The 23,331-nt window shown below is 56.1% G+C and carries 28 protein-coding genes and 3 tRNA genes; 14 read left to right on the top strand and 17 right to left on the bottom strand.

The window, feature by feature from the left end; translation table 11 throughout:
* Positions 1–65: 65 nt before the first annotated feature.
* The 12 genes from ACFO6X_RS15610 to ACFO6X_RS15555 form a co-directional block, all read right to left on the bottom strand.
* A tRNA-Thr gene (locus ACFO6X_RS15610) sits at positions 66–140 on the bottom strand.
* Between the two features lie 40 nt (positions 141–180).
* Positions 181–254: transfer RNA gene (locus ACFO6X_RS15605), tRNA-Gly, on the bottom strand.
* A gap of 32 nt (positions 255–286) precedes the next feature.
* Positions 287–372: transfer RNA gene (locus tag ACFO6X_RS15600), tRNA-Tyr, on the bottom strand.
* Between the two features lie 126 nt (positions 373–498).
* Positions 499–918 (bottom strand): F0F1 ATP synthase subunit epsilon, encoded by a 420-nt coding sequence (locus tag ACFO6X_RS15595; protein ID WP_382434884.1) that lies wholly within the window; start codon positions 916–918, stop codon positions 499–501.
* 77 nt (positions 919–995) lie between these two features.
* Positions 996–2,402 carry a F0F1 ATP synthase subunit beta gene (gene atpD, locus ACFO6X_RS15590; RefSeq protein ID WP_382434882.1) on the bottom strand — a complete coding sequence of 469 codons (1,407 nt, stop codon included), beginning with the start codon at positions 2,400–2,402 and terminating at the stop codon, positions 996–998.
* A gap of 41 nt (positions 2,403–2,443) precedes the next feature.
* A complete protein-coding gene (gene atpG, locus ACFO6X_RS15585) occupies positions 2,444–3,316 on the bottom strand; it encodes a F0F1 ATP synthase subunit gamma (RefSeq protein ID WP_382434880.1) in 873 nt (290 codons plus the stop codon).
* An 18-nt stretch (positions 3,317–3,334) separates the two neighbouring features.
* Positions 3,335–4,888 carry a F0F1 ATP synthase subunit alpha gene (gene atpA / locus ACFO6X_RS15580; protein ID WP_382434878.1) on the bottom strand — a complete coding sequence of 518 codons (1,554 nt, stop codon included), beginning with the start codon at positions 4,886–4,888 and terminating at the stop codon, positions 3,335–3,337.
* A gap of 46 nt (positions 4,889–4,934) precedes the next feature.
* Complete coding sequence (locus tag ACFO6X_RS15575; protein WP_382434876.1) at positions 4,935–5,477, bottom strand: F0F1 ATP synthase subunit delta; 543 nt, start codon at positions 5,475–5,477, stop codon at positions 4,935–4,937.
* 11 nt (positions 5,478–5,488) lie between these two features.
* Positions 5,489–5,959 (bottom strand): F0F1 ATP synthase subunit B, encoded by a 471-nt coding sequence (locus tag ACFO6X_RS15570; RefSeq protein ID WP_300073417.1) that lies wholly within the window; start codon positions 5,957–5,959, stop codon positions 5,489–5,491.
* A 34-nt stretch (positions 5,960–5,993) separates the two neighbouring features.
* Positions 5,994–6,242 carry a F0F1 ATP synthase subunit C gene (gene atpE / locus ACFO6X_RS15565; RefSeq protein WP_091458130.1) on the bottom strand — a complete coding sequence of 83 codons (249 nt, stop codon included), beginning with the start codon at positions 6,240–6,242 and terminating at the stop codon, positions 5,994–5,996.
* 49 nt (positions 6,243–6,291) lie between these two features.
* A complete protein-coding gene (gene atpB / locus ACFO6X_RS15560; protein ID WP_382434873.1) occupies positions 6,292–7,170 on the bottom strand; it encodes a F0F1 ATP synthase subunit A in 879 nt (292 codons plus the stop codon).
* Between the two features lie 19 nt (positions 7,171–7,189).
* On the bottom strand, positions 7,190–7,666 hold the full coding sequence (locus tag ACFO6X_RS15555) for an ATP synthase subunit I (RefSeq protein WP_382434871.1): 477 nt from the start codon (positions 7,664–7,666) through the stop codon (positions 7,190–7,192).
* 236 nt (positions 7,667–7,902) lie between these two features.
* On the opposite strand from ACFO6X_RS15555, the gene ACFO6X_RS15550 reads away from it, so the two are divergent.
* From ACFO6X_RS15550 to lipA, 3 genes are read left to right on the top strand one after another with little or no spacing between them, the layout of a single operon-like run.
* Positions 7,903–8,211, top strand: coding sequence for a YbeD family protein (locus tag ACFO6X_RS15550; RefSeq protein ID WP_382434869.1), 309 nt, complete (start codon positions 7,903–7,905; stop codon positions 8,209–8,211).
* A 1-nt stretch (position 8,212) separates the two neighbouring features.
* Entirely contained in the window at positions 8,213–8,917 is a 705-nt protein-coding gene (gene lipB / locus ACFO6X_RS15545) for a lipoyl(octanoyl) transferase LipB (protein ID WP_382434867.1), read from the top strand.
* Between the two features lie 14 nt (positions 8,918–8,931).
* On the top strand, positions 8,932–9,912 hold the full coding sequence (lipA, locus tag ACFO6X_RS15540; RefSeq protein WP_382434865.1) for a lipoyl synthase: 981 nt from the start codon (positions 8,932–8,934) through the stop codon (positions 9,910–9,912).
* Between the two features lie 27 nt (positions 9,913–9,939).
* Here lipA and ptsP read toward each other — a convergent pair whose 3' ends face one another.
* From ptsP to ACFO6X_RS15525, 3 genes are all read right to left on the bottom strand, one after another.
* Positions 9,940–11,697 (bottom strand): phosphoenolpyruvate--protein phosphotransferase, encoded by a 1,758-nt coding sequence (gene ptsP, locus ACFO6X_RS15535; protein ID WP_382434863.1) that lies wholly within the window; start codon positions 11,695–11,697, stop codon positions 9,940–9,942.
* A gap of 70 nt (positions 11,698–11,767) precedes the next feature.
* Entirely contained in the window at positions 11,768–12,037 is a 270-nt protein-coding gene (locus tag ACFO6X_RS15530) for an HPr family phosphocarrier protein (RefSeq protein WP_382434861.1), read from the bottom strand.
* A 17-nt stretch (positions 12,038–12,054) separates the two neighbouring features.
* Entirely contained in the window at positions 12,055–12,453 is a 399-nt protein-coding gene (locus ACFO6X_RS15525; RefSeq protein WP_382434859.1) for a PTS sugar transporter subunit IIA, read from the bottom strand.
* Positions 12,454–12,604: 151 nt separating this feature from the next.
* On the opposite strand from ACFO6X_RS15525, the gene ACFO6X_RS15520 reads away from it, so the two are divergent.
* Positions 12,605–13,108, top strand: a complete 504-nt coding sequence (locus tag ACFO6X_RS15520; protein WP_382434857.1) for a TlpA disulfide reductase family protein — start codon at positions 12,605–12,607, stop codon at positions 13,106–13,108.
* A gap of 9 nt (positions 13,109–13,117) precedes the next feature.
* Here the strand turns inward: ACFO6X_RS15520 and ACFO6X_RS15515 are convergent, their stop codons facing one another.
* A complete protein-coding gene (locus ACFO6X_RS15515; RefSeq protein ID WP_382434856.1) occupies positions 13,118–13,576 on the bottom strand; it encodes a c-type cytochrome in 459 nt (152 codons plus the stop codon).
* Positions 13,577–13,728: 152 nt separating this feature from the next.
* Between ACFO6X_RS15515 and ACFO6X_RS15510 the strand changes: the two genes are divergently transcribed.
* The gene (locus ACFO6X_RS15510) at positions 13,729–14,400 is read left to right on the top strand and encodes a cytochrome b/b6 domain-containing protein (RefSeq protein WP_382434853.1); all 672 of its coding nucleotides are present in this window, start codon (positions 13,729–13,731) and stop codon (positions 14,398–14,400) included.
* A gap of 39 nt (positions 14,401–14,439) precedes the next feature.
* A complete protein-coding gene (locus ACFO6X_RS15505; RefSeq protein ID WP_382434847.1) occupies positions 14,440–14,928 on the top strand; it encodes a GNAT family N-acetyltransferase in 489 nt (162 codons plus the stop codon).
* A 15-nt stretch (positions 14,929–14,943) separates the two neighbouring features.
* Here ACFO6X_RS15505 and hemB read toward each other — a convergent pair whose 3' ends face one another.
* Complete coding sequence (hemB, locus tag ACFO6X_RS15500) at positions 14,944–15,951, bottom strand: porphobilinogen synthase (RefSeq protein WP_382434843.1); 1,008 nt, start codon at positions 15,949–15,951, stop codon at positions 14,944–14,946.
* Between the two features lie 31 nt (positions 15,952–15,982).
* On the opposite strand from hemB, the gene ACFO6X_RS15495 reads away from it, so the two are divergent.
* The 8 genes from ACFO6X_RS15495 to fusA all read left to right on the top strand — a co-directional run bounded on the left by ACFO6X_RS15495 (position 15,983) and on the right by fusA (position 23,159).
* Complete coding sequence (locus ACFO6X_RS15495; RefSeq protein ID WP_382434841.1) at positions 15,983–16,411, top strand: CopD family protein; 429 nt, start codon at positions 15,983–15,985, stop codon at positions 16,409–16,411.
* A gap of 5 nt (positions 16,412–16,416) precedes the next feature.
* Positions 16,417–17,529, top strand: a complete 1,113-nt coding sequence (locus tag ACFO6X_RS15490) for a VanZ family protein (RefSeq protein WP_382434839.1) — start codon at positions 16,417–16,419, stop codon at positions 17,527–17,529.
* A gap of 12 nt (positions 17,530–17,541) precedes the next feature.
* Positions 17,542–17,895, top strand: coding sequence for a (2Fe-2S) ferredoxin domain-containing protein (locus ACFO6X_RS15485; protein WP_382434837.1), 354 nt, complete (start codon positions 17,542–17,544; stop codon positions 17,893–17,895).
* Positions 17,896–17,912: 17 nt separating this feature from the next.
* Positions 17,913–18,554 carry an alpha/beta hydrolase gene (locus ACFO6X_RS15480; RefSeq protein ID WP_382434835.1) on the top strand — a complete coding sequence of 214 codons (642 nt, stop codon included), beginning with the start codon at positions 17,913–17,915 and terminating at the stop codon, positions 18,552–18,554.
* 60 nt (positions 18,555–18,614) lie between these two features.
* Positions 18,615–19,784 carry a D-alanyl-D-alanine carboxypeptidase family protein gene (locus ACFO6X_RS15475; RefSeq protein WP_382434829.1) on the top strand — a complete coding sequence of 390 codons (1,170 nt, stop codon included), beginning with the start codon at positions 18,615–18,617 and terminating at the stop codon, positions 19,782–19,784.
* 102 nt (positions 19,785–19,886) lie between these two features.
* A complete protein-coding gene (rpsL, locus tag ACFO6X_RS15470) occupies positions 19,887–20,264 on the top strand; it encodes a 30S ribosomal protein S12 (RefSeq protein WP_056266875.1) in 378 nt (125 codons plus the stop codon).
* A gap of 166 nt (positions 20,265–20,430) precedes the next feature.
* On the top strand, positions 20,431–20,904 hold the full coding sequence (gene rpsG, locus ACFO6X_RS15465) for a 30S ribosomal protein S7 (RefSeq protein ID WP_091458297.1): 474 nt from the start codon (positions 20,431–20,433) through the stop codon (positions 20,902–20,904).
* A gap of 152 nt (positions 20,905–21,056) precedes the next feature.
* On the top strand, positions 21,057–23,159 hold the full coding sequence (gene fusA, locus ACFO6X_RS15460; RefSeq protein ID WP_382434826.1) for an elongation factor G: 2,103 nt from the start codon (positions 21,057–21,059) through the stop codon (positions 23,157–23,159).
* The last annotated feature ends 172 nt before the right edge of the window (positions 23,160–23,331 follow it).

Raw genomic sequence — 23,331 nt, 5'->3', positions numbered from 1 at the left:
TTTCGACTCCGAAAAAAATTACAACAACACGACAGGACTTTTGTGCAACGAATACACCAGAAATCTGGTGCCCATGGCGGGAATCGGACCCGCGACCTCTCCCTTACCAAGGGAGTGCTCTACCACTGAGCCACATGGGCAAGCAAAGCCTGATAATCTAGCTTTATATTTTTTAACGCATGGAGCGGGAGACGGGAATCGAACCCGCGTCATTAGCTTGGAAGGCTAGGGTTCTACCATTGAACTACTCCCGCACAGCTACACTAGCAGCTATAGCGCACTCATTTGGTGGAGGAGGCTGGATTCGAACCAGCGTAGGCGTAAGCCAACAGATTTACAGTCTGCCCCCTTTAGCCACTCGGGCACTCCTCCGTAGAGATTAGCATTGTAGCACAGCTTTTTTCAACCCCTACCAAATGGGTAGCAAATTTGAAAAAATCATAAAAAAAGCCACCCGCTCGGGTGGCTTTCGACACACATGCCCAAGGGATGTGGGTATTAACGCTTTTCGCGAAACTTGCGCAACGCTGCAATCTGGGCGGCCATGATGGCCAATTCAGACTGGGCGCGCGCCAGATCGATTTCACTTTTGGCGTTTTTTAGCGCCTCTTCGGCGGCAGCTTTGGCCTCATTGGCTTTTTCGTCGTCTAGGTCTTTGCCACGTACAGCCGTATCTGACAGCACAGTGACGCGATCGGGCTGAATCTCGAGGATGCCACCGGCCACAAAGACAAACTCTTCACTGCCATCCGCCATCTCGATACGCACCGAACCAGGCTTGATACGGGTAATCAGCGGTGTATGGCGTGGATAAACACCCAGCTCGCCAGCCTCGCCGGGCAATGCGACAAAAAGTGCCTGCCCAGAGAAGATGGACTCTTCGGCGCTGACAACGTCGACATGTATGGTGTTGGCCATCTGGATTCCTTTGGAAGTCTGCAAAAAGGGCTTTTTTCAGTGATGTCGCCGGGCAAACAGTTGCCCGGCAAACCACTTTAGGCCATCTTCTTGGCTTTCTCGAAGGCTTCGTCGATGGTACCGACCATGTAGAAGGCTTGCTCGGGCAGGTGATCGCACTCGCCGTTGACAATCATCTTGAAACCACGGATGGTTTCGGCCAGCGACACGTACTTGCCTGGGGAACCAGTGAACACTTCCGCCACATGGAAAGGCTGCGACAGGAAACGCTGGATCTTACGAGCGCGAGCCACTGTGAGCTTGTCTTCAGGGGCCAGTTCGTCCATACCCAGAATGGCGATAATGTCGCGCAGTTCTTTGTAGCGTTGCAGGGTGTTTTGCACACCACGGGCCACGGTATAGTGCTCTTCGCCGACCACTTGGGGGTCCAGCTGACGGCTGGTGGAGTCCAAGGGATCAACCGCAGGATAGATACCCAGAGCAGCGATGTCACGCGACAACACCACGGTGGAGTCCAAGTGGGCGAAGGTGGTAGCGGGCGAAGGATCGGTCAAGTCATCCGCTGGCACGTACACGGCCTGGATGGAAGTGATGGAGCCAACCTTGGTGGAGGTGATACGCTCTTGCAGACGGCCCATTTCTTCGGCCAACGTAGGCTGGTAACCCACAGCAGAAGGCATACGACCCAACAACGCGGACACTTCGGTACCGGCCAAGGTGTAACGGTAGATGTTGTCCACGAAGAACAACACGTCACGGCCTTCGTCACGGAAAGATTCCGCGATGGTCAGACCGGTCAGAGCCACACGCAAACGGTTGCCTGGAGGCTCATTCATCTGACCGTACACCATCGACACCTTGGACTCGCCCAAGTTTTCGAGGTTCACCACGCCAGAATCGGCCATTTCATGATAGAAGTCGTTCCCTTCACGGGTACGTTCACCCACACCAGCAAACACCGACAGACCGCTGTGGGCCTTAGCGATGTTGTTGATGAGTTCCATCATGTTCACGGTCTTGCCCACACCGGCACCACCGAACAGACCCACCTTACCACCCTTGGCAAACGGGCAGACCAAGTCAATCACCTTGATGCCGGTTTCCAGCAACTCTTGCGAGGGCGACAGTTCGTCGTACGCAGGTGCCTTGCGGTGAATAGAGGCAGTGAGTGCTTGATCTACGGCACCACGCTCATCAATGGGGTTGCCCAACACATCCATGATACGGCCCAGGGTGGCCTTACCGACTGGCACAGTGATGGGAGCTGCGGTGTTCGTGACCATGAGGCCACGGCGCAGGCCATCCGAAGAGCCCAGAGCAATGGTACGAACCACGCCATCGCCCAACTGTTGCTGAACTTCCAAAGTCAGTGCAGAGCCTTCGAGCTTGAGCGCATCGTAGACTTTAGGCATCTGGTCACGAGGGAACTCAACGTCCACCACGGCACCGATACACTGAACGATTTTTCCTTGAACTTGAGCCATTCTTTGCTCCAAAAATTTTTAAACCGTGACGGCGTCGCGGGTCAGACGGCAGCCGCACCAGCGACGATCTCGGAGAGTTCCTTCGTGATCGCAGCCTGACGCGTTTTGTTATAGACCAGCTTCAAGTCATTGATGACCGTGCCGGCATTGTCTGTTGCTGCCTTCATGGCCACCATGCGCGCCGATTGCTCGGATGCCATGTTTTCGGCCACTGCCTGGTAGATCAACGACTCCACATAGCGCACCAACAGATCGTCAATGACACTCTGGGCATCAGGTTCGTAGATGTAATCCCAACCGTGAGCACTGGCCTTGTCATCTGTCTGGATGGCCTCAGAAGACAGGGGCAGCAACTGCTCGACCACCGACTCCTGCTTCATGGTGTTGATAAATTTGGTGTAGCACAGGTACACCGCATTGATCTTGCCTTCAGCATACGCATCGAGCAGCACCTTCACTGGGCCAATCAATTTGTCCAAGTGAGGCGTATCTCCCAAACCGATAGCCTGAGAAACCACCTTGGCACCGACACGGTTCAGAAAGCTCAACCCTTTGTTACCAATGGCCACTGCTTCAGCAGACACCCCCACAGACTGCATTTCGCGCAGCTTGTTGGTGACTACACGCAGCACGTTGGTATTCATGCCGCCGCACAAACCCTTGTCGGTGGTGACCACAATAATGCCCGCAGCTTTGGCATCGTTCACTTGCATGAACGGATGCGTGTACTCCGGGTTGGCTTGGCTGAGATGGGCTGCAATATTGCGGATTTTTTCGCTATAGGGGCGGGCTGCACGCATCCGATCCTGCGCTTTGCGCATTTTGGATGCTGCCACCATCTCCATGGCTTTGGTGATCTTTTTGGTGTTTTCCACCGACTTGATCTTGCCGCGTATTTCCTTGCCTGCTGCCATGATGGTTCCTCGTCCGGTTTAAGCGAACGACTTCTTGAACGCTGTGATAGCAGCAGTCAATGCAGCTTCAGCATCCTTGTCCATGGCGCGGTCTTTTTCCAGCTTGTCCAACAAGGCAGCATGGCTGGTCTTGAGGAACTGATGCAGACCGCTCTCGAAGGCCAGAATCTTCTTGACTTCGATGTCGTCCATGAAACCCTTGTTCACGGCAAACAATGTAGCACCCATCAAGGAGATAGACAGGGGGCTGTACTGTGCTTGCTTGAGCAGTTCGGTCACGCGGGCACCACGGTCCAGCTGCTTGCGGGTAGCATCGTCCAGATCAGAAGCAAACTGCGCAAATGCAGCCAGTTCACGGTACTGTGCCAAGTCGGTACGGATACCACCAGACAGACCCTTGACCAGCTTGGTTTGGGCAGCACCACCGACGCGCGACACGGAGATACCGGCGTTGATAGCGGGACGCACACCGGCGTTGAACAGGCTGGTTTCCAAGAAGATCTGACCATCGGTAATGGAGATCACGTTGGTTGGCACGAAAGCAGACACGTCACCCGCTTGGGTTTCGATGATGGGCAGTGCAGTCAACGAACCTGTCTTGCCCTTGACGGCACCCTTGGTGAAGGCTTCGACGTAATCGGCATTGACACGAGCGGCACGCTCCAACAGACGGCTGTGGAGATAGAACACATCACCAGGATAAGCTTCACGACCTGGAGGACGGCGCAGCAGCAGCGACACTTGACGATAGGCCACAGCTTGCTTGGACAGATCGTCGTAAACGATCAGGGCATCTTCACCACGGTCACGGAAGTATTCACCCATCGTGCAGCCAGAATAGGCCGACACGTACTGCATAGCAGCCGACTCAGAAGCCGAAGCAGCCACGACGATGGTGTAGTCCATTGCACCGCCTTGTTCCAAGGCGCGCACCACGTTTTTGATCGAAGAGGCTTTTTGACCGATAGCGACGTAGATACAGATAACGCCTTGGCCTTTTTGCGCCAAGATAGCGTCAATCGCCACAGCGGTCTTACCTGTTTGACGGTCGCCAATGATCAATTCGCGCTGACCACGACCAATCGGCACCATCGAGTCAATCGACTTCAGGCCGGTTTGCAGAGGCTGGTCCACAGACTTACGAGCGATAACGCCCGGAGCGACCTTTTCGATCACGTCCGTCATTTTGGCGTTGATGGGGCCTTTGCCGTCGATGGGTTGACCCAAGGCATTGACCACACGACCGACCAGCTCGGGGCCAACGGGCACTTCCAAAATGCGACCGGTACACTTGACCGTATCGCCTTCAGAGATGTGCTCGTACTCGCCCAAGATCACAGCACCCACGGAGTCACGCTCCAAATTCAGCGCCAGACCGTAGGAGGGAGTGCCGTCTGCCGAAGCAGGGAACTCCAACATTTCACCCTGCATCACGTCCGACAGGCCATGAATGCGCACGATACCGTCAGACACAGACACCACAGTGCCTTGATTACGGATATCGCTGCTGGCTGCCAGCCCCTCGATGCGGCTCTTGATCAGTTCAGAAATTTCTGCGGGATTGAGTTGCATGACTCTTTCCTTCTTTCTTTGTTTAGCCGAAACCTCAAGCCGCGCGTTACGCAGTGAGGGCCGCTTTCATTTGTTCCAAACGTGCCTTGACCGAAGTGTCGAGCACTTCATCTCCCACCACGACCCGAATCCCGCCGATCAGGGACTCATCCTGCTGCATGGTGAGATTAAGCTTGCGGCCAAAGCGCTTTTCGAGCGACGCGCTCAAGTCGGCCAGTGCAGTGCTATCCACAGGGAAGGCGCTGTACACCACGGCATCAGACGAACCGCTGCTGCGATTGACCAATGCACGGAATTGCACAGCAGCTTCGGGCAAGGCATCCAGACGCCCGTTTTCAATCATGGTGCGCAAGAAGTTGCGACCCATGTCGGGCAGAACATAACGCGTCAAACCAGCGATGAGATCAAACAGCTGGTCAGAACTGACCTTGGGATTGTCTGACAACTGGCGCAGTTGGGGATCGGCGGCAATCACCGCCAGTTCCTCGACCCAAGCAGTGGCACTACCCAAGTCGACGCCTGCACCCGCCGTGCAAGCTTTGAACAGGGCTTCGGCGTAAGGGCGGGCAATGGTGGCGATTTCGGCCATGAATGCTTCCCTTACAGTTCAGTCTTGAGGCGGTTCAGCAAATCTGCATGAACACCGGCGTTGACTTCCTTACGGAGAATCTGCTCGGCGCCCTTGACAGCCAGCACAGCCACCTGCTCACGCAGTGCTTCACGGGCCTGCACCACCTGTTGCTTGGCTTCCGCCTGCGCAGCAGCAATAATTTTTTGAGCCTCTTCGCTGGCGCGGGCCTTGGCTTCTTCGACGATAGCCTGGGCACGGCGATCGGCATCAGCCAGACGGGCAGCCGTCTCATTGCGCGTCTGCGACAGTTCCTTCTCGACGCGCTGGTTGGCAGCGCTCAATTCGGACTTGGCACGGTCGGCAGCAGCGAGACCATCGGCGATTTTCTGGGCTCGTTCGTCCAGCGCCTTGACAATCGGAGGCCACACGAATTTCATCGTGAACAGCACCAGAATCAAGAAGACGATGGCCTGAACGAACAGGGTCGCGTTGATACTCACGGCAACACCTTTCTATTTGGGCGTTGATCGGAGATTAAGCCAGAACGAAGGGGTTGGCAAAAGCGAACAGCAGGGCAATAGCCACACCAATCAGGAAGGCCGCATCGATCAGACCAGCCAAGATGAACATCTTGGTTTGCAGTTCGTTGATCAGCTCAGGTTGACGTGCCGAAGCTTCCAGAAACTTGCCGCCCATCAAAGCGATACCGATGGAAGCGCCGATAGCACCCAGACCAACGATCAGACCACAAGCCAGAGCGACGAGACCGAGAATGTTTTCCATGATGACTCCTGATGTAAAAAAGAAAGGTTAAGAAAGGAAAGGGAAATGGTCAGTGGGCTTCATGCGCTTGGCCGAGATAAATCAGCGTCAGCATCATGAAAATGAAGGCTTGCAGGGTAATGATCAGGATGTGGAAGATGGCCCAGATCGAACCTGCAATGATGTGCCCCACAGGGAGCAACACACCGGAAAGCGACATGGCAGCAGCACCACCCATCAGGGCAATCAGCATGAACACCAACTCACCAGCGTACATGTTGCCAAACAACCGCATACCATGCGAGACCGTCTTGGCAACGTATTCAATGATCTGCATCAGCAGATTGACCACACCCAAAATGAGGGCGAAGACAGGATTTTTGCTGGTGCCGAAGGGAGCAGTCACCAGTTCATGTGTCCAGCCACCCAGACCTTTGATCTTGACGCTATAGATCAGGCAGAGCACCAGCACGGCAGAAGACAGGCCCAAAGTAGTGGACAAGTCGGCGGTAGGCACGACACGCAGATAGGCATGGTGGGGGTCATGACCCGCAGCACCATAGATCTGCGCCCAAATGGCAGGCAGCAAATCAACAGGCAGCAAATCCATAGCGTTCATCAAGAAAATCCAGACAAACACGGTCAGAGCCAGTGGAGCGATGAATTTGCGACTTTCAGCATTGTGGATGTTGGCCTTGGCTTGGTTGTCTACCATTTCGACCAGCAGCTCGACCGCTGCTTGGAAACGACCTGGCACACCTGAAGTTGCCGCGCGCGCCCCCAGCCACAAGAGGAAAAGACCAAGCGCCCCAATAGTGACACTGATGATCACGGAGTCGTAGTTGACCACCGAAAAATCAATAATGGACTTTTGCTTGATATTTTGAAGGTGCTGCAAGTGGTGAACGATGTATTCACTTGCAGTCGGAGCGTGCGCATCTGCGGCCATCGGACAACTCTTCTCTTAATCAATCGGTTTTTCGGACACTGGACTGCACCATGAGCGCAATCCAGTACGTTTTCATCGTCACCACCATGCCAGCCAACAAGGCCAACCAATTTAACTGCGCGACCACCCGAGGTGCAGCAGCCAACATGGCTACGGTGAGCACAATCTTGACCAACTCCCAGACAAAGAACCCCACCATGGCGCTTCCCGCGGATTTGGCGAATCTCTGGCGACCCATGCCGCGCGCAAACAGCACCGCAGGAATCACCACAGCAAACGCGCCATACGCAGCCGACCAGGCTATTGCAGCTTTACCGGAAATCAGCTTGGCCAACAAAGCCACCAGCACGCCAACCAGCACCTGAATGGCGATGACACGCCACACCGACACCGCCGGATGGCGCTGACGCCACACCTGCGCTTCTTCTGCACTCAGGGGCTTGAAGTCTGACTCTTCGGCCTCAGCTTCTGTATCGAACGGGGCGATTGTTTTCATCGTTTTACCCCTCACGTAACAGACTGAAACCTTCACAAAGCCCCTGATTATAAGTAAAAACCCCCGTGTGCGACAAATTATCTGTTGCACAGGTGGCTTTGCTATGCCTATTGCGGGGCTGACACGAACACCTGACGCCTTGCCTAGATAGCATGAGGGCACCGCAGTACCGCTTTGGTTGTGCAACTACCGCACAATTAGATGGTGACTTCTAAGCTATCTGCCGAGACTACCTGATGACCATTACTTCTGGCTTGCACACATCCTCCCCCACCAACAACCCACGTGCGGACTCACTGATTGAATATCCCAGCCTGTTTCCAATCAAAGTGATGGGACTCAAAGTGGATGACCTGCTGCCCGCCGTGACCCGCTTGGCACTGCAGTTCGATCCTTTTTTCGATGCCACAGCCGTGGAGCTGCGCGAGAGCAGTGGGGGCAAATACTTGGGCATCACTATCACCATTACTGCCACCAGCCGCGAGCAATTGGATGGCTTGTATTACGCCCTGACAGCGCACCCACTGGTGAAGGTGGTGCTCTGAAATGTCGGCCACAGACATTGCCTTGCGCTGGCTAGGCCACATACCGTATCTGGACAGCTATCAGGCCATGCAAGACTTCACGGCAGCACGCACTGCCGAGCAAGCCGATGAAATCTGGTTGTGTGAGCATCCAGCCACTTTTACGCAAGGCTTGGCAGGGCAGGCAGGACATTTGCTCACACCTGGTGAGATTCCCGTGGTGAGCACCAATCGGGGTGGACAGGTCACATTTCACGGCCCCGGCCAAGTGGTGGCTTATCCGCTGATCAATCTGCAACGGGCGGGCTACTATGTAAAGGAGTACGTCTATCGGATTGAGGAGGCCGTGATTCGCACCTTGGCGCACTTTGGGGTAACAGGCCACCGCGTAGCGGGCGCTCCTGGTATTTATGTGCGTCTGGATGATCCCCACAGCCATGCACAACTGCCACAGCGCCCACAAAAACGCGACGATGGCAGCGCCCCCACGCCAGACTTTGCTGGACTGGGCAAAATTGCGGCATTAGGGATCAAGGTTAGCCGCCACTGCACCTACCATGGCGTGGCACTGAATGTAGCAATGGATCTGAGCCCCTTTGCACGGATCAACCCCTGTGGCTACGCAGGTTTGCAAACCGTGGATTTTTCTACAATCGGCATCCACATCACCTGGGACGAAGCAGCACAGGTACTGGCCCATCAGCTCAGTACCCGGCTGGCCCCCTGAACTGTCTACCAGCCATGAGCACTCCTGAAGTCGTGCGCGAAGCACAATCTGCCGAAAATTACAACCCGCTGGCCAAGCAAAAGGCTGCGGCCAAGCTGTCGCGCATTCCGATCAAGGTGGAGCAAGCAGAGGTACTGAAAAAGCCAGAGTGGATTCGCGTCAAGGCCGGATCAGCCAGCAGCCGCTTTTACGAAATCAAAGACATTTTGCGCGAGCACAAGCTGCACACCGTGTGTGAGGAAGCCAGCTGCCCCAACATAGGCGAGTGCTTTGGCAAGGGCACCGCCACCTTCATGATCATGGGTGATAAATGCACGCGCCGCTGCCCATTCTGTGATGTGGGTCATGGTCGCCCCGACCCACTGGATAAGCAAGAGCCACTGAACTTGGCTAAAACGATTGCCGCACTCCGGCTGAAATATGTCGTCATCACCAGCGTGGATCGCGACGATTTGCGCGATGGTGGCAGCGGCCATTTTGTCGAGTGTATTCAGCATATCCGCCAACTGTCACCCCAGACACAAATTGAAATTTTGGTGCCTGATTTTCGGGGCCGTGATGATCGGGCGCTGGAAATTTTGAAGGCTGCACCGCCCGATGTGATGAACCATAACTTGGAAACGGCACCGCGCTTATACAAAGAGGCCCGACCCGGTTCAGACTACCAGTTCAGCTTGAATCTCCTCAAAAAGTTCAAGGCCTCGCATCCCAATGTGCCCACCAAGAGCGGCATCATGGTGGGACTGGGTGAAACCGATGAGGAGATCTTGCAAGTGATGCAAGACATGCGCGCCCACAACATCGATATGTTGACGATTGGCCAATATCTGGCCCCCAGTAACAGCCATTTGCCGGTGCGCCGTTACGTGCATCCCGACACGTTCAAGATGTTTGAGGAAAAGGCCTACGAAATGGGCTTTAGCCATGCAGCAGTGGGAGCGATGGTGCGTTCTAGCTACCACGCTGACCAACAAGCGCACGCCGCTGGGGTGTAGCCCCCATGGCCTACTAGAGTTCGGGCTTTAATGACCCAGCAGCAGTGCTGGCTCCTCTGCCTCCAACACCTGCTGCGCCCAAGGAGTGAGCTTGCGGGTGTCGGCTCGCAAAATTTCTTGCTTAACCGCCAAAATCTGCGCCGGGTGCATAGAGAAGCTGCGTAGCCCCAAGCCCAGCAACAAGCGGGTCATGCCGACATCACCAGCAGTTTCACCGCAAACCGACACGCTCTTGCCTTGGGCTTGGCATTCAGCGATCACTTCAGCCACCAAACGCAGCACGGCTGGATGGAGTGGATCGTATAAATGCGAAACCGACTCGTCAGCCCGGTCAATGGCCAAGGTGTACTGGATCAGATCGTTGGTGCCAATGGAGAGAAAGTCAAAATAGCGCAAAAAGGTGCGCACAATCAGTGCTGCCGCAGGCACTTCGACCATAGCCCCCAATCGCACGGGGCCATACGCTTGGCCGCGTGCATCCAATTCTGCCTTGGCAAGCTCCACTTGGGCCAATGTTTGGCGAATCTCACCCACATGGGCGAGCATGGGAAACAACAAATTGATTTTGCCATGTGCAGCAGCACGCAACAATGCACGCAATTGCACGCGGAACATGGCCGGATCAGCCAAACTCCAGCGAATGGCCCGCAAGCCCAATGCTGGGTTCAGGTGGTCGTCTTTGTGGGCTTTGTCTAACGGCTTGTCAGCCCCTACATCAATCGTACGGATGGTGACAGGCAGGCCTTGCATTCCTTCCAACGCATCACGGTAAGCTTGGTACTGCTCCTCTTCGGCGGGCAGGTTGCCGTGGCGGCCCATAAAGAGGAACTCGGTACGAAACAACCCCACCCCCACAGCACCCGCACGCACAGCACTGGCAGCATCGGCGGGCTGTTCAATATTGGCCAACAATTCGACCTTTTGTCCATCAAGGGTGATGGAGGGCGTATGCCGCAGACGGGCTAGACGTTCTCGCTCCAATTCAATCTGCCGCTGGCGATAACCGTACTCGGCCAGAATGATGGGGGATGGGTCCACAATGACCACCCCAGCATCGCCATCAATGATGACCCAATCATCTTGGCGCACCAGTTGGCTGGCCATGCGGGCGCCCACAACGGCAGGAATGTCCATGCTGCGCGCCACAATGGCAGTGTGCGAAGTCTTGCCCCCTACATCGGTGACAAAACCAGCAAAAACACTGGTCTTGAATTGAAGCATGTCAGCCGGCGAGAGGTCGTGCGCCACGAGCACCAAGGGCACATCCATGCCATCTTCAAGCAACAGATCTTGCTGGGTTTTGCGTCGGGATGTGTCGGATACCGGTGGCACCACGGGCTGGGCCACTCCCTGCATCGTGCGCAGAATTCGCTCTACCACTTGCTCCAGATCTGCCTTGCGCTCGCGCAGGTAAGGGTCTTCCATCTCGTCAAATTGGCGACAGATGACATCTAGCTGCGTCGTCAGAGCCCACTCGGCGTTGTAGAGGCGCTCTGTGATCCAATGTTTGACCCCAATGCTCAGTACCTCGTCATTGAGCAACAACAAATGCACTTCCAGCAACGCAGCCAACTCATGAGGAGCGTCTGCGGGCATGGTGTCCAACAACCGCTGCAGCTCTTCTGCCACCGTATCACGGCCCTGGCGCACCCGTGCAATCTCGGAGTCAACCTGGGTTGAATCGATAAAGTAGTGTGCCACTTCGACACGGCTGGAGCCAACCAACACGGCCCGCCCAATGGCAATGCCACGGGCCACCACGAGCCCAGGAACGGAAAATGTCATGGAAAATCTGCCTCTCTGGCCCCAGCCAGGGCCAATGTGCTGATGGAAACAGGCGCAGACGGCACGCTGCTCACTGCCCCTCACCAAACTTGTCGGCAATCAGTGCCAGCAAGGCGTCCATCGCTTCTTGTTCTCGCTCACCGTTGGTCTCGATTTCCACTTCAGAACCAATGCCCGCGGCCAACATCATGACCCCCATGATGCTTTTGGCATTGATACGGCGGCTGCCTTTACTCATCCACACTTCACAAGGAAAACTGCCAGCCAGCTTGGTGAGTTTGGCCGAGGCACGGGCATGCAAGCCCAGTTTATTGACAATAGTAGTGGGGGTTTTGATCATGCGAACACTCAAAGAATTCAGGGCGCGTGGACATCGACTTGCATCACGCCTTGGGTGCCCCCGACCACAGCCCGTTGCACCAGGGCATCCAAAGGCTCAGCCCGATAACAAACCGCCCGCAAAAGCATGGGTAAATTGACGCCAGTGATCAAGCGCGTCTGTGGACATTGCTGGACTAATCGCTGGGCGATGTTGCTTGGAGTAGCGCCAAACACATCGGTGAGCACCAAGGTAGAAGACTGGCCTACGGGCTGTAGTAACTGCACCGCTTGGGCTAGGGTGTCTTGGGGATCGGCATCTGGCAACACGTCTAACGCCAGCACACTATCGCCACAATCGGCCAGCACATGCAGGGCACACTCACGCAGGGCATAAGCCAACGGGGCATGGGCAATCAAAAGGATGCGCGTACTCATAAGGGGGGATCTGTGCGGTCTGGTACGCACATTATGGCTGCGCCCAGAACGAAGGCGGCTGAAGCCATGTCCAGTTCCTTGTGGGGATTTTGCCGTGCAAGGCAAGCACTAGCGCACAATCGCCCACAGATGTTTTAGCGGATCGATGGGTATGCAAATCAAAAAAACCGTCTGGGCTCTGGTAGTGGCCGCCGTGGTGGGCACAGGCACTTGGGTAGCCTGGGATACGGGTCAGGCACCAGTGCCAGAATCTACCTTTGTGCTGTTGGATGGCTCTCAGCGCACCAGTGCCGATTTGCGCGGCAAGGTGACGCTGGTGAATTTTTGGGCCACCAGTTGCACCACCTGTGTAGCAGAGATGCCTTCTTTGGTAGCCACCCACCAGAAATACCAAGGCCAAGGCTTTGACACTCTGGCGATTGCCATGAGCTATGACCCACCCCAGTATGTGCTTAATTTTGCACAGTCACGCCAACTGCCCTTCAAGGTGGCGCTGGATCACACGGGTGCGGTGGCCAAAGCCTGGGGGGACGTGCGCCTGACACCCACGACTTATCTGGTCAACAAGCGGGGGGAAATCGTCAAAAGCTATGTCGGGACACCAGATTTTGCCAATTTGCACCAACTGATCGAGAAGCTGTTGGCAGAAACCTAACCCAGCGGTTTACTTGTCTTTAAACGCGTCGTGGCAGGCCTTGCACGTCTGTGCTGCTGGGCCGAAGGCTACCTTGAGTTGGGCCAAATCACCCGTTTTAGCCGCAGCAGCCAGCTTGGTGGTTTCGGTCAACAGTTTGTCGGCATGCTCTTTGAACTTAGCCTGCTCAGTCCAGACTTCAGGTTTGGCCTTGGTGGGTGCGCCTTTGTCAGTACCTGGGCCAAAACCTGCACCCGGCAATTTGGCCAAAGTAGCGACCAATTCGGCATTGTCTTGGGCGATCTTGGCATCAAATGGGACTTTGCCATTGACCATAGCACCGATGCGGCTGAAGTGTTGCCCCAGCACAAAGAAGCTGGACTGACGGTACTTGATAGCATCTTCTGCCTTGGCAAACTGGGCAGCAGCGGGAACAGCAGCTGTAGCAGCGACGGCCGCCAGAGCGAACAGGGCAAGGGTTTTTTTCATCGTGGAGTCCTCAGCGTGTTAAAACGAAAAGAGACTTCAGTATCGCCTGCACTGGTCACGGCTGCATGAAAACCGGACTTTTTCAGTCCCCCAAATGAGGCTGTGGCTTGGATATGCCACACTTTGCTGCCAACATTTGCCGTTTTCCATCCATGCAGAACAAGCACACGGTTCGTATTTGGGATCTTCCCACGCGTATTTTTCACTGGCTACTGGCCGCCTGCACGATTGCGTTGGTCATCAGTGCCAAAGTGGGCGGCAATGCGATGCTCTGGCATTTCCGGTTGGGCTATGTGGTGCTAACCCTGTTGATGTTCCGGCTGATCTGGGGCTTGGTTGGTGGACATTGGTCTCGTTTTGCAGCATTTTTGTATTCACCCGCCCGAGTACTGCGCTATCTGCGCGGACAAGGCACGGCAGAAGACAATGCCGGCCATACCCCACTGGGGGCGCTGTCGGTGTTTGGCCTCTTGGGCATGCTGGCCTTGCAGGTGGGCAGTGGCCTGTTCAGTGATGATGAGATTGCATTTGCGGGCCCCCTGACCCGTTTTGTGTCTGGTGATTGGGTGGGGCTGGCAACAGGGCTGCACAAAGAGGTAGGCCAGTATCTGGTCATGACATTGGTGGCTTTGCACCTGCTGGCGATTGCCTTCTATGGCGTGGTCAAAAAACTATCTTTGGTACGCCCCATGATCACAGGAGACAAAACAGTGACAACGCCCGTGATATCGGCCCGCGACGACGCCATGTCACGTCTGATGGCACTGGCGATTTTGCTGCTGTGCAGCGCGGTCACGGCCTGGATTGTTGGTCTGGGCGGTTAGACCGACTGTCTATTTTTGCCCTGCACTGCCGGAGTTGTTATGGATACCCCCAGCGTCACCCTCTCAAGTATTTGCACAGCACAAGACTATGACATCGTGCGTGCATTGTTTGAAGAGTATGCCCACAGCCTGAACGTAGATTTGTGCTTTCAGGACTTTGCCACCGAACTGCAGACCCTGCCAGGTGCCTACGCACCGCCACGCGGTGGATTGTTGCTGGCACGGGTGGATGGTGCCGTGGCCGGGTGCTGTGCTTTGCGCCCGTTGGATGCCGCAGACTATCCGAATGCCGCTGAGATGAAGCGGCTCTATGTACGCAAAGCCTTTCGGGGTTTTGGCTTGGGCCGCCAGCTCACCGAGGGTATTTTGGATGTCGCTCGTCAGGCGGGTTATGCCTGTGTGCTACTCGACACCCTGGACGAAATGGAATCGGCCCGTGCGCTGTATGCCGATTTGGGGTTTGAGGAGATCCCCCCCTACTACCATAACCCCATTGCCGGATCACACTACCTCAAGGTGGACATCTGACGGGCCCAGCCGCCCTTATTTTTGTAACCAGCGGGCCACATCCCGGGCGAAGTAGGTCAACACACCATCGGCACCAGCGCGTTTGAAGGCCAACAGCGACTCCATCATCACCGCATCGTGGTCTAGCCAGCCGTGGGCCGCTGCCGCCTTGATCATGGCATATTCGCCCGAAACTTGGTAGGCAAAGGTGGGCACATGAAACTCGTCTTTGACGCGACGCACAATGTCCAGGTAGGGCATGCCAGGTTTGACCATCACCATATCAGCGCCCTCGGCAATATCCAGGGCCACTTCGCGCAGGGCTTCATCCGTGTTGCCTGGGTCCATCTGATACACATTTTTATCGGCCTTGCCCAACGCACCGCGGGTGCCTACAGCATCGCGAAACGGGCCATAAAAGGCACTGGCATATTTGGCACTGTAGGCCATGATGCGGGTATGGACATGGCCTTGGGCCTCTAAGGCTTGGCGCACCGCGCCAATACGCCCATCCATCATGTCGCTGGGGGCCACGATGTCCACCCCCGCCGCGGCATGGGCCAGTGCCTGCCCCGTCAGGATCGCCACCGTGGCATCGTTGAGGATATAGCCAGTTTCATCCAACACGCCATCTTGGCCGTGGCTGGTATAAGGATCCAGGGCCACATCGGTCATCACACCCAAGTCGGGAAACTCTTGCTTGAGAGCACGCACCACGCGCGGAATCAATCCATCGGGATTGAGCGCCTCTTTGCCATCAGGGGTTTTGAGTGCTGGGTCAATTGCAGGAAACAACGCCAACACCGGAATGCCCAATTGAACGCAATCTTCGGCCACAGGCAGCAGCAAATCCAGACTGAGTCGGTCTACGCCGGGCATGGAAGGCACAGCCTGATGGATGCGTTGACCCTCATGAACAAACACGGGGTAAATCAGGTCGTGAACGGTCACCCTGTGCTCACGCACCAGATTACGGGTGAAGCTGTCACGGCGCAGACGCCGAGGGCGACTGACAGGAAAAGGGGTAGGACTGGAGAGATGCATGGGGAAAATTGTGCCCCATTAAACTGCCACCATGCTCTGGATCAAATCGTTTCACATCATCTTTGTAGCCAGCTGGTTTGCTGGTCTGTTCTACCTGCCTCGTATTTTTGTCAATTTGGCTATGGTGACGCCCGGATCGGTGGCCGAGCGTGAACGCCTGTTGCTGATGGCCCGCAAATTGTTGCGCTTTACCACGCTACTGGCTGTGCCAGCCATCGGCCTTGGGCTATGGCTGTGGATAGGTTATGGCATTGGCTGGGGGCCGGGCAATGGTTGGATGCACGCCAAACTGACCTTGGTGGCGCTGGTGCTAGGCTATCACCATGCCTGTGGCGTGCTATTGCGCAAGTTGGTGAACGGCAGTTGTCAGCGCAGCCACCGCTGGTTTCGTTGGTTCAATGAAATACCTGTGTTGTTATTGACGGCAATTGTCGTGCTGGTGGTGGTCAAACCCTTCTGAGGCCCATGCCCCAGACCCTACCGCACAAAACGGTGGCCTGGCCGCTGGCACAGGTTTATGCTGCGCTGATCGTTTTTGCTAGCCTGTTTCCTTTTGCAGGCTGGCGAGCGCAAGGAATTGCGCCCGAGGTTTTTCTGCTGGCCCGTCTGCCACCACCGTACTGGACACGGTTTGACATCGCCATCAATGTTGTGGGTTATGCCCCATTGGGTTTCTTGCTGGCACTGGCCTTGCTGCGCACCGGCTGGCCACGCAGTGCCATGCCACTGGCAGCGGTGGGCGCCACCCTGCTGTCACTGCTGATGGAGTTTTTGCAGATTTATCTGCCCCAGCGTGTGCCATCCAACTTGGATCTACTGCTCAATGCCAGCGGTGCCCTACTAGGTGCCTTGCTGGCAACGCTGCTGGAGCGCCTCGGGGCCATTGACCGCTGGGGGCGCTTTCGCGCCCGTTGGTTTATACCCGAGGCACATGGTGCCTTGGTGCTATTGGCGCTGTGGCCCTGGGCATTGCTGTTTCCTGCGGCTGAGCCGTTTGGTCTAGGGCAAGTACTGGAACGGCTAGAAGCGGCACTCGGCCAGTTGCTGGAAGACTCGGCCTTTCTTCACTGGCTACCCCAGCGGCTAGAGCCACTACAAGTACTCTCCCCGGCTGCAGAACTATTGTGTGTCGCACTGGGGTTGTTGGTGCCCTGTTTGCTGGCCTATGGCATCATTCCACACATTGGTCGGCGGGCGATTTTGGCACTTTTGGGCGCGGCCATTGGCGTCAGTGTGACTGCCCTGTCCGCAGCACTCAGTTATGGGCCAGCCCATGCGTGGGAATGGCTCAACACCCCAGTGGTGGCGGGTATCTGGGTTGGGTTGGCATTGGCGGCCCTACTCCTCTGGTTACCACGACGCGCCTGCGCTGTTGCACTGATGCTGGTGCTCACGCTGCATCTGAGCCTGCTCAACAATGCCCCTACCAGCGCCTATTTTGCGCAAACACTGCAAGCTTGGGAGCAAGGCCGTTTCATCCGCTTTTTTGGCCTCGGCCAATGGCTGGGCTGGCTCTGGCCCTATGCCACACTGGTCTATGTGTTGTTACAAGCCTCCCGCAGAGACACCAATTCCTAGAATGATGCCACTATGAGTACAACCCCCCCACCCCACACCACGGGCTATTTTGCTCGCCATATCTTCTTTTGCCTCAATGAGCGCGACAACGGCCAGGACTGCTGCGCCCGACATGGCGCACAGGCAGCATTTGAACATTGCAAAAATCTGGTCAAGCAAGCAGGTCTGGCCGGCCCCGGTCAAGTACGGGTGAACAAGGCCGGTTGCCTAGACCGCTGCGCCGCAGGCCCAGTGGCCGTGGTCTACCCTGAAGGCACTTGGTACAGCTATGTAGATACCAGTGACATTGATGAGATCGTCGAATCACACCTCAAAAACGGCAAAGTGGTCGAACGCCTGCTCACTGCGCCAGAACTGGGCCGTTGATACAGCTGCACACCACCATGAACGCTCACACAGAACGTCTGACGCTGCATGGCGCGGCCGGTGCCATCCAGGCACTGCGTGACCAAGCCACTGTCACAGCCGGGCAAAGCCCGCGTGGCGTGGCCATCATCGCCCATCCCCATCCTTTGTTTGGTGGCACTATGGACAACAAGGTAGTCCAGACCTTGGCCAGGGCATTTGTCCATTCGGGCTGGACAGCAGTGCGTTTTAATTTTCGGGGCGTTGGCGACAGTGCAGGCGTCCACGACCACGGTACAGGCGAAGCGCAAGACTTGCTCTCTGTGGTGGAACAAGTCGCCCCCGATGGCCCCATCGCACTGGCCGGTTTTTCGTTCGGTTCTTTTGTCACCAGTCATGCGCTGGCGGCTCTGTGGCCCCAACGAGCCATTGAACAGATCGTGCTGGTAGGCACCGCCACCAGTCGCTTTCAGGTAGCCCCTATTCCCCCAGAAGCCCATCTGCGTACCTTGGTCATCCACGGTGAACATGATGATACGGTGCCCCTGTCCACCGTCATGGACTGGGCACGCCCCCAAACCCTACCCGTGACCGTGGTTCCTGGTGGCGGCCATTTCTTTCACGGACAATTGGGCTTATTGAAAAATCTGGTCGTGCGCCACCTGCACAGCACACCTTGACTCCCCTGTTGGATTGCTGGCCCACTATTGTTTGGGCCGCCTTGCCTTGATCCCCTGCCTATGAAATCCCTGCTGAATACGCTTCGTTCTCTGGTCTTGGCCGCAGCGTTGACACCCGCCGCGCTGCTGGCACAAATCCAGACGCCCCAACCCCCCGAAATTGCGGCACGCAACTACCTGTTGGTCGATGTCACGGCCAACCAGATTCTGGCGTCCAAAGACATTGATACCCCCATCGAACAGGCATCGCTCACCAAGTTAATGACGGCCTATTTGGTGTTTGATGCTCTGCGGGCCAAAAAAATCACCCTGCAACAAAAACTGCCAGTGAGTGAGCGTGCTTGGAAAATGCCTGGCTCGCGCATGTTCATCGACCCCAAAATGCAGGTGCCTATCGATGATCTGCTCAAGGGCATGATCATCCAATCGGGCAACGATGCCACCATGGCTTTGGCAGAAGGCGTAGGCGGCACAGTCGAGAACTTTGTCCGGCTGATGAATGAGCAGGCCAAAGCTTTGGGTATGAGCAACACCAGCTACAAAAATCCCGAAGGCCTGACCGAACCAGGACACCTCACCACCGCCCGCGATCTGAGCACACTGGCCACGCGGCTGCTCACCGACTTTCCCGAGCACCTGCACTATTACTCCACCAAGCAGTACCGCTACGAGGGGACGCCCGCCTCCAACAGCAATAACCGCAATCTGCTGTTGTTTCGTGACCCCACCGTCGACGGCCTCAAAACCGGCCACACCAATGCCGCCGGCTACTGTCTAGTAGCCACAGCCAAGCGGGACTTTCCCAATGTGGGCCAGCGCCGTTTGGTCTCCATTGTGTTGGGCACCAGCAGCGAAAATGCCCGTGCCAACGAAAGCCAAAAACTGCTCAACTGGGGCTATACCGCCTACGATGCCATCAAGCTGTTTGATAGCAACCAAGCTGTAGCCACCCCCACCGTCTGGAAAGGCAGTGCCAACAGTGTGAAGATGGGACGCCCTGAAGGCATTGTCGTTGCAGTGCCCTCAGGCAGTTCTGGCAAAGTCAGCACCCAAATCGCGCACCAAGATCCATTGATGGCACCTTTGGCCAAAGGCCAACCCATTGGCACACTCAAGGTGCTGCTAGGCGAACAAACTGTGCGTGAAGTCCCCTTGCTGGCCCTGGACGGCATAGAACAAGCAGGCATATTGGGTCGGGCATGGGATGCCATTCGCCTGTGGATCAAATAAGGGTTTTTGCTTGCCTTGCAGCCCAGTGGCTGCTACATTGGAAGGCTTTTCGGAAATTCCGAAGGGATTCACGTTTTCGTTTTACGTTTAGGGACGACATTCATGCCAACCATTAACCAGCTCGTGCGTCACGGGCGCGAGGTCGAAAAGACCAAATCCAAGAGCCCGGCGATGGAAAACTCGCCACAACGCCGTGGCGTGTGTACCCGTGTGTACACCACCACTCCCAAGAAGCCTAACTCCGCTTTGCGTAAGGTTGCCAAGGTGCGCCTGACCAACGGTTTTGAGGTCATCTCCTACATCGGCGGTGAAGGCCACAACCTGCAAGAGCACAGCGTGGTGCTGGTGCGCGGCGGTCGTGTCAAGGACTTGCCCGGTGTGCGTTACCACATCGTGCGCGGTTCGCTCGACTTGCAAGGCGTGAAAGACCGCAAGCAATCGCGCTCCAAGTACGGTGCCAAGAAGCCCAAGGCCAAATAAGCCCTGCGCTTTTTTAGCAAGAACCATCGGTGTTTGATGCGTCTGGCAGACGTTCAAACAGAGTGACCCCAAGCGCAATATTTGCGTGGGTCGAGTAAGTGGGAGTCCTGATTGGCTCTCGCGGTATCTGAAAAGATGCCAACTGAAGCAAATTTAGAGGTGCAATATGCCACGTCGTCGCGAAGTCCCCAAACGTGAAATCCTGCCGGATCCTAAGTTCGGCAATGTAGAGCTGTCCAAATTCATGAACGTGATCATGGAAGGCGGCAAAAAGGCAGTGGCCGAGCGCATCATTTATGGCGCGCTGGAACTGATCGAAAAGAAGAACCCCGACAAAGACCCTCTGGAAGCCTTCGTTGTTGCCATCAACAACGTCAAGCCCCTGGTGGAAGTCAAGTCCCGCCGCGTCGGTGGTGCCAACTACCAAGTGCCCGTCGAAGTGCGCCCCGTACGTCGTCTGGCCCTGTCGATGCGCTGGATCAAAGAAGCCGCCCGCAAGCGTGGCGAGAAGTCGATGGCCCAACGTCTGGCCAACGAACTGCTGGAAGCCACCGAAGGCCGTGGCGGCGCCATGAAAAAGCGTGACGAAGTTCACCGCATGGCCGAAGCCAACAAGGCATTTAGCCACTTCCGCTTCTAAGCAATTGATCTGAAGTCTCGGTCAACATACAAGGCTGCTGGCATTTTTGCCTGCGGCCTTGTTCTGGTTGAGGCGGTCACAAAATTTTCGGGCTGCGATGCAATCATGTGTGGCCTGACTCCCCTGTAAACACGACCCATCAAGGATTCACCATGGCTCGCAAGACCCCCATTGAGCGCTACCGCAATATCGGTATCTCTGCCCACATTGACGCTGGCAAAACCACCACCACCGAACGTATCCTGTTCTACACCGGCGTGAGCCACAAGATTGGTGAAGTGCATGATGGCGCGGCCACCATGGACTGGATGGAACAAGAGCAAGAGCGCGGCATCACCATCACTTCCGCTGCTACCACTTGCTTCTGGAAGGGTATGGACAACTCCTACCCCGAGCACCGCTTCAACATCATCGACACCCCCGGCCACGTGGACTTCACCATTGAAGTGGAACGTTCCATGCGCGTGCTCGACGGCGCTTGCATGGTTTACTGCGCTGTGGGTGGCGTGCAGCCCCAATCCGAAACCGTGTGGCGTCAAGCCAACAAGTACAAAGTGCCCCGTCTGGCCTTTGTGAACAAAATGGACCGTACTGGTGCCAACTTCTTCAAGGTCTATGACCAAATGAAGCTGCGCCTGAAGGCCAACCCCGTGCCCGTGGTGATTCCAATCGGTGCCGAAGAAAACTTCAAGGGCGTGGTTGACCTGCTGAAGATGCAAGCCATTTTCTGGGACGAAGCCTCCCAAGGCATGAAGTTCAACTACGAAGCCATCCCCGCTGACCTGGTGGAATCCGCCAAAGAATGGCGCGAAAAGATGGTTGAAGCCGCTGCCGAAGCCTCTGAAGAACTGATGAACAAGTACCTCGAAGAAGGCGACTTGTCTGAAGAAGAAATCAAGCTGGGCCTGCGCACCCGTACCATCGCTACAGAAATCCACCCGATGCTGTGCGGTACTGCGTTCAAGAACAAGGGCGTGCAGCGTATGCTCGACGCCGTGATCGACTACCTGCCCTCGCCCGTGGACATCCCACCCGTGGCCGGTACCGATGAAGACGAGCAAGAAACCAGCCGCAAGGCCGATGACAGCGAGAAGTTCTCCGCGCTGGCCTTCAAGCTGATGACCGACCCGTTCGTTGGTCAGCTGACCTTCGTGCGCGTGTATTCTGGCGTGCTGACCAAGGGCGATACCGTCTACAACCCCGTCAAGGGCAAGAAAGAACGTATCGGCCGTATCGTGCAAATGCACGCCAATGACCGCCAAGAAGTCGAAGAAATTCGCGCCGGTGACATCGCTGCTTGCGTGGGCCTGAAAGAAGTGACCACTGGTGAAACCCTGTGTGCCACCGATGCCATCGTTACGCTCGAACGCATGGTGTTCCCCGAGCCTGTGATTTCGCAAGCTGTCGAGCCCAAGACCAAGGCCGACCAAGAAAAAATGGGCATCGCCCTGCAACGCTTGGCCGCTGAAGATCCATCCTTCCGCGTCAAGACCGACGAAGAATCGGGCCAAACCATCATTTCCGGTATGGGCGAACTGCACCTGGAAATTATTGTTGACCGCATGAAGCGCGAATTTGGCGTGGAAGCCAACGTCGGCAAGCCCCAAGTGGCCTACCGCGAAACCATCCGCAAGACCATCGAAGAAGCCGAAGGCAAGTTCGTGCGTCAGTCCGGTGGTAAGGGCCAGTACGGCCACGTTGTGCTCAAGATTGAACCCAACGAAGCAGGCAAGGGCATTGAGTTCGTTGACGCCATCAAGGGCGGTGTGGTGCCACGCGAGTTCATCCCTGCGGTGGAAAAGGGTATCAACGAAGCCGTTACCCAAGGCGTGCTGGCCAACTATCCCGTGGTCGATGTCAAGGTCACACTGCACTTTGGTTCGTACCACGATGTGGACTCGAACGAATTGGCGTTCAAGATGGCTGCCATCTTCGGCTTCAAGGAAGGCTGTAAGAAGGCCAACCCCGTCATCTTGGAACCCATGATGGCTGTGGAAGTAGAAACCCCCGAAGACTACGCCGGCAACGTGATGGGCGACTTGTCCAGCCGTCGCGGCATGGTGCAAGGCATGGACGACATCCCAGGTGGCGGCAAAGCCATCCGTGCTGAAGTGCCGCTGTCCGAAATGTTCGGCTACTCCACCACCCTGCGCTCGGCCACCCAAGGCCGCGCCACCTACTCGATGGAATTCAAGCACTACAGCGAAGCACCCCGCAACGTGTCTGAAGCCATCATGGCCGCCCGCGCCAAATAATCTTGGCCCACTTGGGTGGTTTGCACCTGCTTGTCCGGTACAACCCGCCCAGCCCACTGCAAAGTTTTTTGCAATCTGCGATCCGGTGCCGCCCCGTTGTCTGTGCAGGGCGAAACAGCAATCGGATGCAGACGTTAAACCACTACACAGGCAACGCTCTTTGGAGAAATTG

The sequence above is a fragment of the Giesbergeria sinuosa genome (genome assembly GCF_042652905.1).
GTDB classification, from domain to species: Bacteria; Pseudomonadota; Gammaproteobacteria; order Burkholderiales; family Burkholderiaceae_C; genus Simplicispira; species Simplicispira sinuosa.
The sequence above is the reverse complement of the archived record's forward strand: the minus strand, read 5'-3'. Positions and strand labels throughout refer to the sequence as shown.

Excerpts from the sequence above, each read along its gene's own strand:
- ACFO6X_RS15505 (WP_382434847.1), top strand. The coding sequence starts at position 14,440 with ATGGATACCCCCAGCGTCACCCTCTCAAGTATTTGCACAGCACAAGAC.
- ACFO6X_RS15480 (WP_382434835.1), top strand. The coding sequence starts at position 17,913 with ATGAACGCTCACACAGAACGTCTGACGCTGCATGGCGCGGCCGGTGCC.
- ACFO6X_RS15575 (WP_382434876.1), bottom strand. The coding sequence starts at position 5,477 with ATGGCCGAAATCGCCACCATTGCCCGCCCTTACGCCGAAGCCCTGTTC.
- fusA (WP_382434826.1), top strand. The coding sequence starts at position 21,057 with ATGGCTCGCAAGACCCCCATTGAGCGCTACCGCAATATCGGTATCTCT.
- atpD (WP_382434882.1), bottom strand. The coding sequence starts at position 2,402 with ATGGCTCAAGTTCAAGGAAAAATCGTTCAGTGTATCGGTGCCGTGGTG.
- rpsG (WP_091458297.1), top strand. The coding sequence starts at position 20,431 with ATGCCACGTCGTCGCGAAGTCCCCAAACGTGAAATCCTGCCGGATCCT.
- ACFO6X_RS15555 (WP_382434871.1), bottom strand. The coding sequence starts at position 7,666 with ATGAAAACAATCGCCCCGTTCGATACAGAAGCTGAGGCCGAAGAGTCA.
- atpB (WP_382434873.1), bottom strand. The coding sequence starts at position 7,170 with ATGGCCGCAGATGCGCACGCTCCGACTGCAAGTGAATACATCGTTCAC.
- ACFO6X_RS15525 (WP_382434859.1), bottom strand. The coding sequence starts at position 12,453 with ATGAGTACGCGCATCCTTTTGATTGCCCATGCCCCGTTGGCTTATGCC.
- ACFO6X_RS15595 (WP_382434884.1), bottom strand. The coding sequence starts at position 918 with ATGGCCAACACCATACATGTCGACGTTGTCAGCGCCGAAGAGTCCATC.
- ACFO6X_RS15485 (WP_382434837.1), top strand. The coding sequence starts at position 17,542 with ATGAGTACAACCCCCCCACCCCACACCACGGGCTATTTTGCTCGCCAT.
- ACFO6X_RS15475 (WP_382434829.1), top strand. The coding sequence starts at position 18,615 with ATGAAATCCCTGCTGAATACGCTTCGTTCTCTGGTCTTGGCCGCAGCG.
- ACFO6X_RS15550 (WP_382434869.1), top strand. The coding sequence starts at position 7,903 with ATGACCATTACTTCTGGCTTGCACACATCCTCCCCCACCAACAACCCA.
- ACFO6X_RS15510 (WP_382434853.1), top strand. The coding sequence starts at position 13,729 with ATGCAGAACAAGCACACGGTTCGTATTTGGGATCTTCCCACGCGTATT.
- atpG (WP_382434880.1), bottom strand. The coding sequence starts at position 3,316 with ATGGCAGCAGGCAAGGAAATACGCGGCAAGATCAAGTCGGTGGAAAAC.
- lipB (WP_382434867.1), top strand. The coding sequence starts at position 8,213 with ATGTCGGCCACAGACATTGCCTTGCGCTGGCTAGGCCACATACCGTAT.
- atpA (WP_382434878.1), bottom strand. The coding sequence starts at position 4,888 with ATGCAACTCAATCCCGCAGAAATTTCTGAACTGATCAAGAGCCGCATC.
- atpE (WP_091458130.1), bottom strand. The coding sequence starts at position 6,242 with ATGGAAAACATTCTCGGTCTCGTCGCTCTGGCTTGTGGTCTGATCGTT.
- ACFO6X_RS15495 (WP_382434841.1), top strand. The coding sequence starts at position 15,983 with ATGCTCTGGATCAAATCGTTTCACATCATCTTTGTAGCCAGCTGGTTT.
- rpsL (WP_056266875.1), top strand. The coding sequence starts at position 19,887 with ATGCCAACCATTAACCAGCTCGTGCGTCACGGGCGCGAGGTCGAAAAG.
- ACFO6X_RS15515 (WP_382434856.1), bottom strand. The coding sequence starts at position 13,576 with ATGAAAAAAACCCTTGCCCTGTTCGCTCTGGCGGCCGTCGCTGCTACA.
- ptsP (WP_382434863.1), bottom strand. The coding sequence starts at position 11,697 with ATGACATTTTCCGTTCCTGGGCTCGTGGTGGCCCGTGGCATTGCCATT.
- hemB (WP_382434843.1), bottom strand. The coding sequence starts at position 15,951 with ATGCATCTCTCCAGTCCTACCCCTTTTCCTGTCAGTCGCCCTCGGCGT.
- ACFO6X_RS15520 (WP_382434857.1), top strand. The coding sequence starts at position 12,605 with ATGCAAATCAAAAAAACCGTCTGGGCTCTGGTAGTGGCCGCCGTGGTG.
- ACFO6X_RS15530 (WP_382434861.1), bottom strand. The coding sequence starts at position 12,037 with ATGATCAAAACCCCCACTACTATTGTCAATAAACTGGGCTTGCATGCC.
- lipA (WP_382434865.1), top strand. The coding sequence starts at position 8,932 with ATGAGCACTCCTGAAGTCGTGCGCGAAGCACAATCTGCCGAAAATTAC.
- ACFO6X_RS15490 (WP_382434839.1), top strand. The coding sequence starts at position 16,417 with ATGCCCCAGACCCTACCGCACAAAACGGTGGCCTGGCCGCTGGCACAG.